The organism is Psychrobacillus sp. BM2, from assembly GCF_048572895.1.
In the GTDB taxonomy this organism is placed as follows: Bacteria; Bacillota; Bacilli; order Bacillales_A; family Planococcaceae; genus Psychrobacillus.
In genome coordinates, this window is sequence record NZ_CP183878.1 from 2,243,984 (window position 1) to 2,260,448 (window position 16,465).

22 protein-coding genes and 1 riboswitch are annotated in these 16,465 nt (G+C 34.7%); all 22 genes read right to left on the reverse strand.

What is annotated here, in order from left to right; genetic code table 11:
- Positions 1-23: 23 nt before the first annotated feature.
- A complete protein-coding gene (gene gcvT, locus ACN6MX_RS10890) occupies positions 24-1,127 on the reverse strand; it encodes a glycine cleavage system aminomethyltransferase GcvT (protein WP_419958944.1) in 1,104 nt (367 codons plus the stop codon).
- A gap of 156 nt (positions 1,128-1,283) precedes the next feature.
- Positions 1,284-1,378, reverse strand: a riboswitch (glycine riboswitch).
- A 116-nt stretch (positions 1,379-1,494) separates the two neighbouring features.
- A complete protein-coding gene (locus ACN6MX_RS10895; protein WP_419958945.1) occupies positions 1,495-2,007 on the reverse strand; it encodes a shikimate kinase in 513 nt (170 codons plus the stop codon).
- Positions 2,008-2,122: 115 nt separating this feature from the next.
- Positions 2,123-2,320, reverse strand: coding sequence for a hypothetical protein (locus tag ACN6MX_RS10900; protein ID WP_419958946.1), 198 nt, complete (start codon positions 2,318-2,320; stop codon positions 2,123-2,125).
- Positions 2,298-2,753, reverse strand: a complete 456-nt coding sequence (comGF, locus tag ACN6MX_RS10905) for a competence type IV pilus minor pilin ComGF (RefSeq protein ID WP_419958947.1) — start codon at positions 2,751-2,753, stop codon at positions 2,298-2,300. The genes ACN6MX_RS10900 and comGF overlap by 23 nt, the downstream gene beginning before the upstream one ends.
- Positions 2,732-3,040: a hypothetical protein gene (locus tag ACN6MX_RS10910; RefSeq protein WP_419958948.1), complete on the reverse strand. Its 309-nt coding sequence runs from the start codon at positions 3,038-3,040 to the stop codon at positions 2,732-2,734. Before ACN6MX_RS10910 ends, comGF begins: the two co-directional genes overlap by 22 nt.
- Positions 3,030-3,485: a competence type IV pilus minor pilin ComGD gene (comGD, locus tag ACN6MX_RS10915; RefSeq protein WP_419958949.1), complete on the reverse strand. Its 456-nt coding sequence runs from the start codon at positions 3,483-3,485 to the stop codon at positions 3,030-3,032. The genes ACN6MX_RS10910 and comGD overlap by 11 nt, the downstream gene beginning before the upstream one ends.
- Complete coding sequence (locus ACN6MX_RS10920; protein ID WP_419958950.1) at positions 3,478-3,639, reverse strand: hypothetical protein; 162 nt, start codon at positions 3,637-3,639, stop codon at positions 3,478-3,480. The genes comGD and ACN6MX_RS10920 overlap by 8 nt, the downstream gene beginning before the upstream one ends.
- Before the next feature lie 33 nt (positions 3,640-3,672).
- The gene (locus ACN6MX_RS10925; RefSeq protein ID WP_419958951.1) at positions 3,673-5,463 is read right to left on the reverse strand and encodes a recombinase family protein; all 1,791 of its coding nucleotides are present in this window, start codon (positions 5,461-5,463) and stop codon (positions 3,673-3,675) included.
- A 169-nt stretch (positions 5,464-5,632) separates the two neighbouring features.
- The gene (locus tag ACN6MX_RS10930; protein WP_419958952.1) at positions 5,633-6,061 is read right to left on the reverse strand and encodes a hypothetical protein; all 429 of its coding nucleotides are present in this window, start codon (positions 6,059-6,061) and stop codon (positions 5,633-5,635) included.
- 449 nt (positions 6,062-6,510) lie between these two features.
- Entirely contained in the window at positions 6,511-6,633 is a 123-nt protein-coding gene (locus tag ACN6MX_RS10935) for a hypothetical protein (protein WP_419958953.1), read from the reverse strand.
- A complete protein-coding gene (locus ACN6MX_RS10940; RefSeq protein ID WP_419958954.1) occupies positions 6,623-6,760 on the reverse strand; it encodes a hypothetical protein in 138 nt (45 codons plus the stop codon). The genes ACN6MX_RS10935 and ACN6MX_RS10940 overlap by 11 nt, the downstream gene beginning before the upstream one ends.
- 140 nt (positions 6,761-6,900) lie before the next feature.
- Positions 6,901-8,004: a siphovirus ReqiPepy6 Gp37-like family protein gene (locus ACN6MX_RS10945; RefSeq protein WP_419958955.1), complete on the reverse strand. Its 1,104-nt coding sequence runs from the start codon at positions 8,002-8,004 to the stop codon at positions 6,901-6,903.
- 5 nt (positions 8,005-8,009) lie between these two features.
- Entirely contained in the window at positions 8,010-8,630 is a 621-nt protein-coding gene (locus ACN6MX_RS10950) for a hypothetical protein (protein WP_419958956.1), read from the reverse strand.
- Between the two features lie 9 nt (positions 8,631-8,639).
- The gene (locus ACN6MX_RS10955; protein WP_419958957.1) at positions 8,640-10,241 is read right to left on the reverse strand and encodes a DUF6273 domain-containing protein; all 1,602 of its coding nucleotides are present in this window, start codon (positions 10,239-10,241) and stop codon (positions 8,640-8,642) included.
- Between the two features lies 1 nt (position 10,242).
- Positions 10,243-11,229, reverse strand: coding sequence for a hypothetical protein (locus tag ACN6MX_RS10960; RefSeq protein WP_419958958.1), 987 nt, complete (start codon positions 11,227-11,229; stop codon positions 10,243-10,245).
- 18 nt (positions 11,230-11,247) lie between these two features.
- Positions 11,248-12,105, reverse strand: a complete 858-nt coding sequence (locus tag ACN6MX_RS10965; protein WP_419958959.1) for a phage distal tail protein — start codon at positions 12,103-12,105, stop codon at positions 11,248-11,250.
- A gap of 4 nt (positions 12,106-12,109) precedes the next feature.
- Positions 12,110-14,257: a phage tail protein gene (locus ACN6MX_RS10970; protein ID WP_419958960.1), complete on the reverse strand. Its 2,148-nt coding sequence runs from the start codon at positions 14,255-14,257 to the stop codon at positions 12,110-12,112.
- Positions 14,254-14,634, reverse strand: a complete 381-nt coding sequence (locus ACN6MX_RS10975; RefSeq protein WP_419958961.1) for a hypothetical protein — start codon at positions 14,632-14,634, stop codon at positions 14,254-14,256. Before ACN6MX_RS10975 ends, ACN6MX_RS10970 begins: the two co-directional genes overlap by 4 nt.
- Positions 14,613-15,026 carry a hypothetical protein gene (locus ACN6MX_RS10980; protein WP_419958962.1) on the reverse strand — a complete coding sequence of 138 codons (414 nt, stop codon included), beginning with the start codon at positions 15,024-15,026 and terminating at the stop codon, positions 14,613-14,615. The genes ACN6MX_RS10975 and ACN6MX_RS10980 overlap by 22 nt, the downstream gene beginning before the upstream one ends.
- An 80-nt stretch (positions 15,027-15,106) precedes the next feature.
- A complete protein-coding gene (locus ACN6MX_RS10985; protein ID WP_419958963.1) occupies positions 15,107-15,700 on the reverse strand; it encodes a hypothetical protein in 594 nt (197 codons plus the stop codon).
- Between the two features lie 18 nt (positions 15,701-15,718).
- Entirely contained in the window at positions 15,719-16,108 is a 390-nt protein-coding gene (locus ACN6MX_RS10990; RefSeq protein WP_419958964.1) for a hypothetical protein, read from the reverse strand.
- Positions 16,109-16,110: 2 nt separating this feature from the next.
- Positions 16,111-16,458 carry an HK97-gp10 family putative phage morphogenesis protein gene (locus ACN6MX_RS10995; protein ID WP_419958965.1) on the reverse strand — a complete coding sequence of 116 codons (348 nt, stop codon included), beginning with the start codon at positions 16,456-16,458 and terminating at the stop codon, positions 16,111-16,113.
- Positions 16,459-16,465 lie beyond the last annotated feature (7 nt).

Consider the following 16,465-nt stretch of genomic DNA (forward strand, 5'->3'; position numbering starts at 1 on the left):
AATGGACAACCTCTTTCTATGCCTTATTTTTCTCTTTTATAAAACGGAGTTGCTACTGTAACTGCTTTTAGTCGTTTATTTCTAATCTCAATTTCTACCTCTTGCCCAAGTTCTGCAAATGTTGCGTCAATTATAGCTAAACCAATATTTTTCTTAAGTGTAGGAGATTGAGTACCGGATGTAACATGCCCAATTTGCTTGTTATCTACAAATACTGGATATCCTGTACGTGGAATTCCTTTATCAATCATTTCGATACCAATACTTTTTCTTGTTACACCGTTCTCTTTCTGTTCAAGTAATATAGATTTACCATTAAAATCTTGCTCTTTTTTTAGTTTTACGACAAAACCAATATTAGCTTCAAGTGGCGAAATATCTTTTGTTAGTTCTTGACCATATAGTGGTAAACAAGCTTCAAAACGCAAAGTATCACGAGCACCTAAACCACATGGAAGAATTCCCTCCTCGCTACCTGCATCTAAAATACTGCCCCATAGACCTGTTACATCATTTGCAGAAGCATATAGTTCAAATCCATCTTCCCCTGTATAGCCAGTTCGTGAGATTATCACATTTTGACCAGCAACTTCGACATTGTTTGCGAAACGGAAGAACCCAATTTCATCTAAATTTTTGGTAGTCAGCTTTTGTAAAATGACTTGCGCTAAAGGTCCTTGTAAAGCAAGTAAACCATAATCTTCTGATTTATTTACTAGTTTTACATCTCCAATTACATTTTCTTGCATCCAGTTATAATCTTTTTCGATATTACCAGCGTTTACAACAAGAAGATAATGATTATCTTCGATTTTGTAAATTAATAAATCATCTACAATCCCGCCGTCCTTATAACACATAGCTGTGTATTGTGCCTGACCATCTACTAATTTCGAGACATCATTCGTCATAAGCTTTTGAAGATATTCTTCACTATCTGTACCCGTTAGGATTATTTCTCCCATATGAGAAACGTCAAACAATCCAGCTTTCGTTCTTACTGCTTCGTGCTCGGCCTTGATACTTGAGAATTGGACTGGAAGCTCCCAACCTCCGAAGTCAATGGTCTTTCCTCCGTAATTTGCATATACATCAAATAAAGGTGTTCGTTTCAACTGTTCTGCCAAAATAATCTCCTCCTTCACAATTTCCATACAAAAAAGGACAGAAAAACCCCTTTGGAAAAACAAGGATTCTCTGTCCTGGGACCTGAAAGTTTACCAAAAATGGCTTTCCTCTTTGGTGGCTTCACGTAGTATAAACGAAAGCGCTCTCCAGAGTTGCGTCCTATACGAGTTCTTTTGCCTGAGAGATTCATAATTTACATTACTTGCTCCTTCGGCGACACAACTAGTGTGTTCTCTCCCCGTATAATCATCCGCGATATCTGTATAACTCACTCTTTGTCTATATCCTAACATTCAAGTAAATTATAAGCAATACTTTTTAATAAAATCACCAATAGACGAACGTTATTATAGAATTCCTTATAAATCATCCGCCTTTCAGACGATTCACTTGGTATCCAGCGTATTCTGTTATTTGTCTTAGTGGTCTATGTTCTGTTCGAATCGTTATATGCGCCGCCTTTTTATAAAACCATTTCCTCGTTTTGAACAATTGCTCTAATTCTTCCTTTGTACTGTTCTGCACAATCGGTCTGTTTTTGTCGTTTTTTATTCTCATCCAAATATCTTCAAAAGTTGCATCCAAATAAAGTACAAGCCCAGTTCTTCGCATCACTTCAATATTTTTTTCGTTCATGGCAACTCCGCCACCTGTTGAAATGATGCACGATTCGTTCCGGAACTCTTCAAGAAAGTCAGTCTCTACTTTCCGAAAGTAAGCTTCTCCCTCTTGCTCAAAGATCTCAGGAATCGTCCTATTTTGCAATCTTACAATTTCTTTATCCATATCGTAGTAGGGCATTTTTAGAAAAAAGCTCAATCTTCTACCAATAACACTTTTTCCGCTACCCATAAACCCTACTAAATATACTTTATACATAATTCACCAACTCACTAAATTCCAATTTTCTCGGTGCCATAGTATCATCAAGTTATTCTTTATTATAGAGAGTGGCATTTTTTATTACAACTATAAAAAATGAGTTCGATCGAAACTATCGCATAATTTGTCGATGGAGTACCTCCATTTTTTCGATTGCTGCACCTGTATAAAACATCTCTAAAGCATCGTATGTTTGATATTTGGCTTGATATGCTGCAGTAATTGACAGTAAAAAAACGGTAACAATCAGCAAAAGAATAACTACAGCTGGCAAGAATACTCCTCTTTCATTCTGTACGAAATGTAACATAAAATACATGCTCCTTATCTACGCCATTTAAAAAATTCACCGTCATTCGCAATAAGCTTCCTTCCATTTCAACAAATAGAGAATCAATATTTAATAACATCTGCTCATGACCATCCCAATTCTTTTGTTTGCGTATCAAGTTTTTATAAGACTCCACTTTATAATTTGTAATACCTTTTCTTATCGTAAACCCTTTTGAATATTCATGAACCTCAATGGAGTCTACTTCTATTAAATAGGAATCTACATATTGGATGAACAATGCCCATTCTATTTCAGTCGTATCTGTCACACTTGCTTCCGTGTTAGTTAACCACCACATAACCCCTACCAGTACTTGAGCAAACAGCATAAACACTGCTAAATGAAGAATCCCTTCTAGTAATGTGTAACCTGATTGATCACGAATTTTCATTTTGCTAGCGGCAAACATTTATGCTGCTCCTCCCGCATCCCTTCATAGTAAATACAAACTTTCTCGTTTTCTATTTCATAAGAATAAGACATTTTCTCAATATGCATTACTCCTGCTGAAATACCCTCTACTGTATACATTTTTACAACTTCATACATAACCAAAGATGAATGATAGCTCCTCTTTTTATCTTCTAATTGAACCATCATATTATTTAATAACGGTAATATTGTCGTGGCAATAAGAAAGGTAATACTCAATGATAAAATCGTTTCTGGCCAAGAAAAACCATGATCATTTTTCATAATTTATCACACCTCTACCTATATAAAGAGTTATTCGCTTCTCACCTTTCTCCGTCTCGAACAATAGGTTACCAAAATCGTTTACATTACCATTTGGATGAAATGAAATCACTTTTAGTGTACTATCATCACTTAAACGCATATTCTTAGGTAAATCTCTTTCAAACAGCAGTACATTAGACATAATTGCTTCATATTTGGTTTTATTATTTTTGAAAGTTAAATGAGTGTATCCGTATTCTCCAATAGAAATTGCCTGAAGTCTTTGAACGTCTAAATGTAATTGCTTGTAGAATCTCTCTTCCTCCATTTCCTTCATCCTTGTAGATGTAAAAAATATTACAGAAGTAGATACAACCATTACAATCGATAGGACAAGCAACATCTCAATCATTGTAAATCCCTTTTCGTTCCACTTAAATTTATTCTTAACTGACTTATCCACTAGTCACTTTCCCAGTAATAGGATCAACGGTAACAGTTTCTCCATTTGGACATGTTGTGTCCTCACCAGGCAAATAGCCCTCTGTTTCAAGTTCTACAAGTGCAGGGATTTTTTTATGCTCGATTTTATATGCCGCAACCTGACCTTCCACCATTTTTGAAAAGGCATAAAAAAGCAACCCTCTCGTTTAGGATTGCTTGTTGATTAGTTCATATGCTCTTTTATATTCCTCTTGTTGCTTATCATATTCTTCATCGGTCATTGGCTGAGACAATCTAAGCTCATCATCTTCCATTGATTGCTCATCAATCATATTCCAATAGTCTCTAGATGCTTTATGTTCACGCTTAAATGTTTCAGTAAATGGCTCAAATGTCAAATTTGTTTCAATTTGTGCCGATGTAAAAATCGAATTAAATTCGTGTATTTCCTCTTCAAATGAAGGAAGCGAGAAAAAGAACTCACAATCATAATCACTGATAATAACTTTTTTCAGTAGTTTATGTTTATCTTCTACTTTAATCCTCTTGTTCATTTGAATATTTTCCATTAACAAACTTTTTTCTTTCACTTTATCAATCATATCATTTACTACATTCAGATTATACGATTCTTTCTTTTTGTTCAATTGTTCAATTTTCTTTGCATTGTCGTTAATTTCATCTTGAAACATCTTTCTAACAACTTCTGAACTACTCTTCATTTCCTTCTTCAGCGTCTTAAAGGTTTCTTTATTATCATCTTCTAGCTCTTTTATCTGCTTGTCCAGTTCATAAATACGCTGATCCAATTTCTTAGCTTCTGAATCAAGTCCACTCATTAGAGCCTTGTAATAAGTTTGATTACTCATGAAGTTTGTATTCTGTTTTACAGTTACACGACTGAACATTTCATCTAGAATATTTACAGAAATCCCTCTAGCGTTACATTCTTTTATTTTTCCATGCTTTCTTTTTTGACACATATAAGTAATTTTCTTTTTAGCTCCCATATGTCGAACAAAACGACTGCCACATTTCGAACAGTAAAGCTTAGGATAGTAAACATCATTTTTAATTGGCTTTCTTCCACTCTTAGATGACTTGTTTATCCTAGATTCTCTTATTCTGTTGGCTTCTTCCCATTGTTCGACTGATATAATAGAAGGAACTGCGTTGGGAATGTAAATATGCTTGTCCTTTGGGGTAGCTGAAGTTTTTGTTTCCGTTACACTGTCTTTAGATAATTTTCCAACTATTGCAGTTCCAGTGTAGATGTAATTTTTTATTATTCGATTAACCATATGCTCAGACCATGTGACACCTGTTTGCGATTTATACCCTTGTTCATTGATTTCCCTAACTATAATGTACGCTCCTGCTTCAATATAACGCTTGTAGATGTATCTAATTACTTCTGCCTGTTCTTCGTCTATCACAAATTCATTTTCCTCATTACGTACATAACCATATGGCAACCTTGCAGGTGCGTATTTCCCATTCTTAGCATTATGATTTTTCGTGAACTTAATTCGATTAGATAAGTTTTGTGATTCATTCTGTGCAATGGAAAATAGTATGGAAAGATTAAACTCCCAGTTGCTATCAAATGTTGACATTCCACTATTTTCAAAAAGCACATCTACACCATTTGATTTCAGTTGCTTAACTGATGTTATCCCGTCCACAGTCGAGCGTGACATTCTACTCGGATCCTTAACAATTACAAGGTCGTATTTACTTTTTCTTGAAGACCTTCGGAAAATGTCAGAACCGTTATCATTTTTTTCAAAGTCTATGCCACAATCATACATCATCATTTGGAAGGCTTCACGTCTAGCATTTGTAGCTGTTTTTCCATCATCAGGATACACTTTGATTAAATCATAACCCTTTTCTTCGCAATATTGTTTGTATTTTTCTTTTTGATTCTCTAGAGACTGAGCTTGCTCCGATTTTTTCGAACTGACACGAGCATATACACAAGTACGAATACCCATTTGCTTTCCTCCATCTCTAATTGGTTAAACGCTATACAACTTAGTTTAATTTTACCATATTTTTCTTATGTAAGCATAAAAAAGCACCCTCAGTGGTTGAGAGTGTTTAGATATTTCTCCATATTAAAAAGCCACAACGATTAGATGTGACTTCACAAATTAAACTAATTTAGTTTATCTCGTTAATATTATTAATCTCGTTCCTAATTTTGATCGGCTGATTCCATTGCTTAACAGTAATACTCAATACTTTATCCTCATTCAATCTTTTTAAGATATACATTAATTTTGCTGCTGTTGGTTTAAAATCACACTTTTGACTCAATTCCTCATATAGATATATCCCTTTATTAGGAGGATTGTTTTTTGATTTTAAATTTTTCATTCTTATAAAACTTTTAAATACTTTTTCTTTATTTTTCACGTAAAATTCATTGAGTAAAGTTGCACCCTCAATTGAAACCCAATCCTCTGAGGCTTTTAAGTATCCTTCCTCAATTAAAAATTTTCTTTCTTCATCTAATAAACTTCTCTCAAAATATGTTTCTCCATATTTAGTATGGTCAATTAGAATTTCTATTATTTCATCATATTCCACAACTGCTTACCTCCCCTTCATATCTACTTAATTCGACAAGTAGGAGAGTTAATCCTTTTATTATTCATATAAATGAGAGCGTTTTAATTTATTCCTTTTTGTGTTCACTATCTCTAGTTGAATACCCATTTAGATAGTCGAAAAGCATACCTACCATTAATTCTTGAAGCCTAGCTATTCTTTTTTCATAATCTGGAACTTCTAAATATCTGATACTTTTAATTCTAACTAGAGGCTTATTAGCCCCAATAAGCATTATGCAGCCAAAAAAATGTTAGTGGTAGATGCCGTTAATCTTTAATTATCAGCCCTCTCCATGTTTTGCACGTAATCGTTTATAACTGAATTTATTTTATCTATATCTTCTTGCGTTACATGAGTTTTTATTTGTTCTGAGAGCTCGTTTAAAATTTCCTCATTGTTGATTATCATACGATAATGACCTCCAATTATTTCATGCTCTTCAATATACTGTATAAAATTTCATTGAGCCGTTTAATATCTTCATCCTTGAGCTGTTTCGCAGCTTGCGCTTTAGCTTCCTCTAATAGTTTTTCGTTCCTAATTATCATTGTTTTCCTCCTTCTTCTCTTTCTTGTGATGATTATTCTCAAAGTATTCTACTGCCATTTGTACCATGATTTCTTTAATTGCAGCTAATGATTCTTCAGGAGTTTTATTGGGACGTTCACGTTTCATTTAATTTCACCATCCATTCTCTTTTTGATATAGTACCATTAGGTATAAAAAAATTGTGAACACCTTCTATTATATATAGAGCATTAAATAAATTAAATTGACAAATCCCCACGACCCATTACCAAGGAAGTGGGGAAATATTATTTCTTTATATACGGTTCAAATATCTTTAATTCTTGTTTAGTTCTATCAATGATTGAAGGAATATGCTCCCCAAAAGTAGCGAATATTTGTTTCCCATTGTCGTCAAATACTTCTTCAATGCTAATAATCCTTAAATCATTCATGTAATCCCATTCTGGTTTATGAATTGTTACCATGTCGCCTAAATCATAATCACGCTCAAATTTAAACATATCACAGTCTCTTATCCCAGCGGTCAGATTTATAATGTAATAATATTCATCTAGTTGACGGGAAGCTTGTTCTGGTGGATCAATGTACATTCCATCTTCATTAGGATTGATTTCAAAAAAGATTTCTTTTCTTGCCAACCCTTCAGCAGTGCCAACGTTATAAATTTTACGTGAAGCTCCTTCTCCTTCAGCTCCAACATAAGCAAAATTCCGTTCATTTGTATTCGTTTCTATGAGCTCCATATCATAGATGTTTTCAAACTTAGGGGAGAATATAACAGGAGTGTGGACATCTTGATTCACAGTTAAGTCACGACCTTCATAAACATCAAAAAGCCATCGACTTAAATCTAAATCTAAAACAAATCTCCACCCAATAGCATATAAACCGCTAATCGTTTTGATTTCATCTAACAATCTTCCATAGCGTGAAGTCCATCGAATTGAACGACCACGTTTTTTATCTTTCGTTGCAGAAAGAAAAGGGTATTTCCGTAAAATATCATTGGGATTAATACAATGATTATTTACATAATGATGCAAAATGGACTCAATGTTTAATTGAACTTTATCCTGTGATTCATTTTCGTGAGGGATAATCATACGATCATCTAAAATGACACCTAAAGTTTTCCCTTTTACTGTTTTAACTTCGTTCCCCTCGTTATCTAATCCAAATCCAATGCTATCTATGATGCCGACCTTTGTCTCATCTGCATTAATCATTACGATATTATCCATTTGTAATAATTTTGAATGCTTAGAAGTGACATCTATAACAATTTGAAAGCTGCCAACATCATTGTAATTGCGAATAAAAGAAAGAGACTTGTAAGCATCTACAAGTCCCAAACGGTCTAAATCATGATTTAAAACATTTATATTCATTTTTTTTACACCTCGTCAGGTATTAAGATTCGCTCAATATTAGAAATACTGATTGTTTTTGTTTCATCGTCTCGTGACAGGGTGATTTCGGTATGAAGGATATCTCCAAGAACATTTTCAAGCTCATATTCTTCTTCAATCATTCCATCATGATAAATAGCTTTTACGAAGTTCATCGACTTGTAAGCTGGCATTTGATTGTAAAACGTGACATCAGCTTTTGGTACTACTTCGAATTCGGACGTTTCAACAAAAGAATGAGTATTAATATCATGCTCTAATTCTCTATTTAGAGTAATAGCATCTCCAACAATATCTGTAACCTCATACTGTTTGCCTTTAACGAATAGGGTTGAACCAACTAATAATCCATTGTTTGACAAGGCTTTATTGATTTCTAATACTTTCGTGTCCTTTTCGCCCAAAGAATCCACAGTTTCAATTCTAAGGACATTTACACCCTCTACTAACATGGATGGATTAACTGGATATTTCATAACCAAATTGTTGCTTGAAATAATCATTTGACTGACTTCAATATCATTTATTGTAACTGTTGCCAGTATAATCTCTGGATCAAATAGTAAATGCAAATTGAAATTGTCGTAGGATGTTAATTGAGTCATTTAATCACCTTACATTTCCTCTTTGTATTTGAATATCTGTGAAACCTTCTTCAGCGCTATTTCATCATGTATCGATGAACGGTTTATTTGTATTTGTGATTTAGCATAAACACCTTCAGCAGAAGTTTCCCAAGCTTCAGTTGCTTCATTTTTGTCAAAGTCATATTCAACGCTATTAAATTTCATAGGCTCATACGATGGAGTCGAATGATAATCCTCAGTAATATGAACAAAAGGCTTGAATTTGAATTCCAATTTCTCAATAGGTCTATCTGAATTGATTCGATATTTCAAATTACGGTTTACTATTAAAGAAGCCGTACCGTCATTATTATCTACTAAGTCGTTTACAATGAACGTTTCATTTCGACCACTAACAGTATTACCAGGTTTAATTAATTCTTTTTTAAAGTCTAATTTAAACGTTTGAGTTCCTTCTAGGTTGTCATTGTCCTTTGTAATGAAAATTAATTCATTGCTAGTAGGATTGATTGCGTTATACGGAATTGTCACGCTTAATTCATTAGATAAATTAGTAGTGAAAGTATTCAGCAAATCGCCGTTAAAATAAACTTTAACTTCAGTCGCAAAACCATTCATATCAAAAATATTGAATTTAACATCTAATACATCAATAGAATCAATTTCAACTGTTGGGGCTACATTCGCAATGATATAATAAATTCCATCTTCGTCTGGTGTAGTTGAAACTAGCGTGTCAGCAGTTACGTTACACATTGGACGGATAGAATATGTATCATTGGATGCTGAAGCAATTGTAGCAACATCTGTAGCAAGATAGAAGCGACTAGAGGAGTCTAAATGAGATGAGCGTGTCATGTATTGATAATTATTTGAATCAGCCGTATATCCCATACTTGCAAAAGTCCATGTACTGTATTTTGAAAGTTCATAGCATGAATCGGTCATTGTAGATTTACGATTTTCAACGTCTGCAAAATAATCAATTAATGCTCCTTCTTCTACTCCTTCATTCGGATTAATTTCTTGATAGATATTTGTTCCGAATCCTAATTCAGTAATAGAAGGTAAAAAGAACTTATCTTCAGTCAAATCAAAGCTCCCATTTTCATTGCCAATAGTAGGCGAATAATCGTATTCGGGATGAGTGCCAGTTTTAACTTTAGTTGGAAGGATTAGATTTTGTTCATATTCCTTAAACATTGAAGCAAAGCCTTGAAGGTCAGCATATGGATATTGTCGTAAATCTAAAACAATATGCGTATTGTCTGGTGGTGTATCTCTGTCATTCCAGTGGAATTCACCTTTTATGTTTTGAGGATAGTACCAATTGTTAGCACCCAAGTTAGTATTTAGCCACTGTCTAATATTGGACAAGCGATAACGATTGTTTCCATAAGCAGCACGATCTGTTAGAGCATTGTCGGGCTCTTTTCCATCACGTGCCATTTGGTGAATAATTTCATCTGTAATCAATGTAACGGAATTCAAAGGATAGTTTGAATCCTTTTCCCAGTGATTATTTGAAACCACTCTCCAAATAATGGGAGTATCACCTTTAAATTTAAACTTGCCCATTTTAATTTTTGAGCCTAGAGGTAAATCAGCTACTCGTTGCACTTGTACCATATTAATTTACCTCCGTAATTGTTACTTCAATATTTTTCACTTTAATTTCATTTTGACCGCCTAGAGCATCTTCAGTTACTTCTAATAGTTGCCCAATTGGTCTAGTGTGAAAATGTTTTACTTTATTCGATACAAATCCAATAGGATGAGTTTTCCAAGTTACACGACCACTCAAAGAGCTTACAGGTAAACCTATTTGCAATTTGTCATGGTCAATAGTTGCAGTTGTATTAGATGAGTCAATCTTCGTCAAATCCTTTAGGATGTCAAAGAAATATCCTCTATCGCCTTCACCAAATTTACCTTGTAAATATTGTTGAATATTGAATTCAATTTGATTGCGTTTTATCAATTCAATTTCTTTTCGTAAATCTGATACTTCTACTTGCTCATCAATTTGTTGAACCCAGTTATAAAAATCACTGTTCAATTGGTCTTTGAATTGATTGAAACTACGCTTGAATTCTTCATAAGGGATTGTAAATTGAGAATGCGCCAAACCGCATACGGTAACATCTAAGCGCTCATCAGTAATGGCTGATGATGTAATAACACTTGTATTAGAACTCACTCTAATCTGTGCTAGAGAAATCTCAAATACATCTTGCTCTCGTGTCAATACAGGAGCTACTGGATTAATTGACGGTAGTCCCTTCAACACAAATGCTTTAATATCTAGTGTTTCAATGCGATTATCATAACGAATGACTACACGATCAATCCGATCAAATACACTGTCAGATGGTTCAATATCTAAATACAGTTCACTAGTATTATCATATAAGTGTCCTTTGATGACTGCCGCACCTTCAACTACCTTTACTTTTAATGGAGTGGATTCATCGGAAACAACATTTAGAAAAGGTTCTTCATCGGAATGAAGTAAACCTGTACTAATAAATTTTTCAAAAAAGTTACTGAAATCTTGAGCATTGTATTTTCTAATTTGATACTCCGAACTGTTAAAAAAGCGAGATACTTCTGTCATTGTCTACCTCCTAAATTATTAAACACCTAAATATCGACTATTCCATTTAAGGTGTAATACGGCTAATCCTGAATCAGATTCAGCTACATACTCAATTACATTTTCACCTTTTGCAAGGTGCATGAACGTAGAAGAATCCAATGTAATTAATCCAAATCCGTTTCTGGTTTCACCATTATTTTTTATAATACGAACTTCCTTCTCACCAACATTTGAATTAATGATAAGTCGTTCATTTGATTCCAATTTCTTTTTGATTTCAATCCATTCACCATTTGTTTTATTTGTGAGCTTGGCATTTTTAATACCACCCTCAAATTCAATAAACAATGGAGTTTCTGCATTACCTTTATTTACGAAGGTTACAATTTCATTGTGAATTCCCATTTCAAATGAATCTGAAAATGGGAATTCAAACAACCCACTATAAGGTGAAGTAAATGTATGGATTGAATCCTCTAAATCGTGCCAATATGGATCATGACATACTAGGTCAATAATGAATGCGACTGAATTGCCCCTATATTCACTGAATATAGGAGTCTCTTCTGGAATAGCATAGATGAACTTCGTTCCGTTCCCTGCATCATATTCTAATTTCCCATCATCTAATGAAGGATTGAAAACACCGCATAGCACTTCTTTCAAATATGCTAGTTCTTTACGACTTTGCCCTTTCAGTGTTCCAGATAACTTGATGAAACGATTGTTTAGACTTGTCTTAGTACGTTTGGAACCATTCTGAAATGGAGCATTAGAAGAACGATGATTAGCTTCCACATTTCCAGTTCCTTCGATGTGTTGCAAGATAACTTTAGAGGAAATTTTAAAATCAATTGCCACATCTAACGCATTTGTATATTTGACTAATTGCATTTAATCACCACGCTAATCCCATTTTTTCTAATTCCTTACGTTGTTGTCTTGCTAATGAAGCTTCATCTAAATTGTTTGCATAAATATGATTCGTTATATTGACACCATCTTTACCGTTGCCCAATAAATCAGCTATCATTTTCCCTACATATTCAGCGATAGGTGTACCAATACCTTCAAAGGTATTCTTATTCAACGGCAAAATAGCCTCACTTCCAGCCTCGCCTACGCCTTGTAAGCCTGCGTTTCTTGTATTGAAAATAGTTGGCTCATTAAACACCCCACCATTTTTATTCCAAGAAATTCCAATTGATGGCATTTGATCCAACCAATCCGTTGGATTGTTAGACCAATTTTTCAATTTGAAGCTAGGTGTTTTAATATGTGGTAGTGTAATTTTTAATGTATCAAAAAGATTTTTTATGAAATCTACTGCTTCTTTCACTTTATCTTTTGCAGTATTAATAGGTTTCGTGATTGCGTCTTTCACGGCATTAAAAACAATTGATGCTTTAAGGCTTATATCATCAAACTTTTTAGACATCACTACTACCATGTCTGAAACAGTGTCTCCTGCTGCTTTTCCAAAACCTTTAATTAATTTGAAGACTCTCCCAAGTAAACCTAACTGCAATAGTCCCCAAATTGCTTCTAACGCTCCACCGAATATCTGTTCAATACCTTCCCACATTTTACCGAAATCACCAGTAAAAAGTCCCGAAAAAGTCTTAACTAAGCCCATGATAATATCTAGAGCTCCATTAATGACATTTTTTATTGCACCCCAGACTTCTTCTACTATCCATAAAATAGCAGGCATTAAAACTTCAAGTATTTTAGCTATTCCTGAGAAAACATTTTTTACGGCATCTGATATTTGTTTTCCGTTTTCATCCCAAAATTTTTTCAATTCATCCAGTTTTGTTTTTATAAATTCTATTACCTGTTCTAAAATTGGAACTGCAACGGCTTTTATTACATTGAATATTCTGACGAATGATTCACCAACGTTGCCTTCTCCTGTAAATAAGCCTTTTACATAGTCCACATATCCAGTGAGGTAAGCTTTAACCCCTTCAATAACTGATGTTGCACCATCTTTAAATGTATTAAAGCCATCTATGACACCTTGGAAAAAGCTCTGAACTAGTTGCGCTTTTTCTGGCGATACCCCTATTTTGGCGAGTATGTCACCGACCTCTCCTGTACCATTTAAAACACTCATGAAAGAATCGTATAAAGCTTTTATTACAGTGAATCCGTCTCTTACTCTAGAAACTACATTAACATTTATAAAACTGGCGAATTGTTCGAATTTAGCTATAACCGGTTCGACGTCGAACCCATCTAATGTTGCTGCTAATTTAGTGATCATCTTAACAGCTGGCTCTAGAATAGGTTCACCAAACTTAGCTTTGATATCTGTCCATGCTTGTTTTAGGTTTCCTATTTGGTTTTCGAATGCATCCGATTCTTTAGCGGCTTGTCCGAGAGCTCCAGAGAGCTTGTTTCCATCCTCAACCATTTTCAATAGTGTGAGCTGTTTTTGTGATTCATCTAACTTTTTAAATGATTTTCCGTATAATTCATTAGCTGCTGCATTTCTTGTTGTCTCTGTTGCAGAGATACCTAGTGCTGCATCATTTTCAAAGTTACCTTTTAAAAATGATTGTAAGCTTTCCGCTGCACTTTCTATCGATTTGTCGTAGAAAGCTGCGCTGTCGGCTGCTGCTCTAGTTGCTCTATCTGTTAAAGCTAAAGAATCAGCGGTATTCATTCCTGTGGTTTTGGCAAATGCTGCTATTTGTGTAAATGTGCCCTTTATACGGTTAGGTAACATTCCTGTTTCTTTTGCTATTGCTTCCATTGCCGTTTTTGATTCATCCACCATACCATCAAAGACTGATCCAAACTGTGCTTCCATTGCTTTAGCGCTGGCTGCCGCTTCAACAAGTGGTTTAGCCATAGCTCCAACCGCACCAACGGCTGCCACTGTTCCAGTTGCAACAATTGCTCCAAATTTAGCTATGCCTAAACCAACACTTTTAAACTTAGAGCCTACTCCTTCAGCTCGACTGTTTAACTGATTTAATGAATCTGTGGCATCGCTGTCATTGACTGCAACGCTAATAATAAGATCTAGTAAGTTCAAATTTTATCGCCTACTTTAATTTTTTTCTCACGTAATTCGAGTGAACTGTTGCCGAACATAATCGAATCTGCGTATGATTCCAGTTCATCATCTGTTCTATTATCAGAAACAATTGCTTCTGAATTTTGATTGCTATTAGGATTAAAGATGCCAGATTTATAGTCTTCAAACGAAACATAACTGTCTTTATCCATTCGTGGTAACTGAGTTAAATACACTTGCCACGTCTTATCTATTTCAACTTCTTCCAACAAATTGTAATAAAGATCGATGCACTCCAATATGTCCCCATGAAGAATATCTGTAGCTCCTGAGCCATAATTGCTATAGAAAAGATGTTTGAACTTTACTTCTGTTACTTCTGCAAGCCCTCCCAAGCTCGTGTAAAAGCCTTTAAGTTATCTCCACTGAAAAGCCAATGAACGATGTTCATAAATTCCTCTGGATTTAACTCCTCAATTTCTTTTTTCGTTTTCCCAGATACAGCCCCCATAAAGGAAACTAAATCTTTCTCTACGGCATCAATATTTTGAATCACTTCTTCTACTAATTTCGCTAGAAGTGTTCCCCACACTGCAACCTGTCCGATTGGGTTTTCTTTTGCTTCTGTTACTGCATCTTCTGTTTTGCTAGATGAATTCTGTTTTAGGGTTTTAGCAACATCAGACATGATTTCCTTTAGGTCAAGATTCAAGCTCTTGGCGATTTTGGCATATCTGAAAACGTAAATCCCTTTCATTTGATATTCATTTTTAGTATTTTTTTCCATTACTTTCTCCCCCATTGATATGTTTTTTTAAATTAAAAAACCTACTCATGAATTTAATCGTGAGTAGGAATGGTATTGAATTAAACTGTTGTAACTTCCTTTGGATAGTAAATCTTATAAGGATGTCTACCCGTATTAATGTGGTCTGCCGTGTAATGTGCTTCAAAAGTAAGAGTCATTACAACTTCACCTTTGTCAGACGTTTTTATTGCAACAGGTTCTTTTTGCAACACGTTTTCGAGAACAATGATGCCGTCTCTACGAGTCCCACCAGTGCCGATACGACCAACTAGAGCGATATTTGAAACATACTCTTCTAGTTTAATGAAATCTGTACCACTGATAATGTCGTATGCTTCATTTGTTGAGTCCACTTCAGAACCTGCAATAGCCATTGCTAAGTTACGTGCAGTGATTTCTTTTAGGTTTACTTTTAGAACTGGTTGAACAGATTCAATAACGTTATGTCCAACGGCTGAACCTTTCACTCCATCAACAGCGATGTGACGAATTTCAGCGTTTAGCGTAAATTCATTACCGCCTTCTGTCGCTCCAAGCTTCTCCCCAGTTGTAAAAGCCCCATCTTCAAATTTCGTGTTGATATAGACTGCGCCTGCGTCAATCCATACGTGGTCAACCACTTCTTGTGAATAGTTGCGTGAATTTAATGACATTCATATTCCTCCAATTTTTTAATAACGATTATACGTTTTTACATAGTATTTTAGCTTTCGTCTTTCAATTGAATCGTTCTCATCCGTAATGGTAAGGCGATTAATTTGATTGACTATATATCCATGCTCACTATCGTTAGCACGTAGATAATTAAGCTTTGAATCAATTAAATCTGTTAGGTTTTCAATGGCAAAGAACGCATCATAGTTCGCTCCTTTTTCAATATCCCATACATCAACATCTAAAAATAAACCGTCTGATTGCTCATCAAGATTATTTGAAGTTGTTATGTTGATTACCGCATAAGGATATGTAGCTTTGTCCGATGCTTTACCTGTATACACCCTTGCGCCAATAGAGGATAGCATGTCTAAAATAAATTGATATTTGGTTGCTATTTTACTCATACTTATTGACCAAACTGCTCAAATGTAGATTTAGCTAATCGATTAATGTTTTGTATGTTTTCCTCTACTGCTGGCACAAGGTATGGTTGTGGTGTTCGTGTAGAACTTCCCACCTCTATGATTTCTGCATAGGAAACATTCGTTCCTACTTCAACTTTTTTCTTTTGTAAATCTACAATGTGGTGAATAGATGAGCGCAGAAGACCAGTATCTACAGGTGTACGCACTTTAGCTTCAGAGCTAACGTATAGACCAATAGTCTCTAAAGTTGCTTCTATAGCTCGCTCTAGTTCAGCACTAACGACATTTAAATTGGAATTTAGATTTATTTGAATTGAAATATTAAGCACCTACCTT

Bases quoted from the DNA above. Each gene is read 5' to 3' on its own strand.
- ACN6MX_RS10895 (WP_419958945.1), bottom strand. From the start codon at position 2,007: ATGTATAAAGTATATTTAGTAGGGTTTATGGGTAGCGGAAAAAGTGTT.
- ACN6MX_RS10900 (WP_419958946.1), bottom strand. From the start codon at position 2,320: ATGTTACATTTCGTACAGAATGAAAGAGGAGTATTCTTGCCAGCTGTA.
- comGF (WP_419958947.1), bottom strand. From the start codon at position 2,753: ATGTTTGCCGCTAGCAAAATGAAAATTCGTGATCAATCAGGTTACACA.
- ACN6MX_RS10910 (WP_419958948.1), bottom strand. From the start codon at position 3,040: ATGAAAAATGATCATGGTTTTTCTTGGCCAGAAACGATTTTATCATTG.
- ACN6MX_RS10920 (WP_419958950.1), bottom strand. From the start codon at position 3,639: ATGGTGGAAGGTCAGGTTGCGGCATATAAAATCGAGCATAAAAAAATC.
- ACN6MX_RS10925 (WP_419958951.1), bottom strand. From the start codon at position 5,463: ATGGGTATTCGTACTTGTGTATATGCTCGTGTCAGTTCGAAAAAATCG.
- ACN6MX_RS10935 (WP_419958953.1), bottom strand. From the start codon at position 6,633: ATGATAATTAGGAACGAAAAACTATTAGAGGAAGCTAAAGCGCAAGCT.
- ACN6MX_RS10940 (WP_419958954.1), bottom strand. From the start codon at position 6,760: ATGAAACGTGAACGTCCCAATAAAACTCCTGAAGAATCATTAGCTGCA.
- ACN6MX_RS10945 (WP_419958955.1), bottom strand. From the start codon at position 8,004: ATGAATATAAATGTTTTAAATCATGATTTAGACCGTTTGGGACTTGTA.
- ACN6MX_RS10950 (WP_419958956.1), bottom strand. From the start codon at position 8,630: ATGACTCAATTAACATCCTACGACAATTTCAATTTGCATTTACTATTT.
- ACN6MX_RS10955 (WP_419958957.1), bottom strand. From the start codon at position 10,241: ATGGTACAAGTGCAACGAGTAGCTGATTTACCTCTAGGCTCAAAAATT.
- ACN6MX_RS10960 (WP_419958958.1), bottom strand. From the start codon at position 11,229: ATGACAGAAGTATCTCGCTTTTTTAACAGTTCGGAGTATCAAATTAGA.
- ACN6MX_RS10965 (WP_419958959.1), bottom strand. From the start codon at position 12,105: ATGCAATTAGTCAAATATACAAATGCGTTAGATGTGGCAATTGATTTT.
- ACN6MX_RS10980 (WP_419958962.1), bottom strand. From the start codon at position 15,026: ATGGAAAAAAATACTAAAAATGAATATCAAATGAAAGGGATTTACGTT.
- ACN6MX_RS10985 (WP_419958963.1), bottom strand. From the start codon at position 15,700: ATGTCATTAAATTCACGCAACTATTCACAAGAAGTGGTTGACCACGTA.
- ACN6MX_RS10990 (WP_419958964.1), bottom strand. From the start codon at position 16,108: ATGAGTAAAATAGCAACCAAATATCAATTTATTTTAGACATGCTATCC.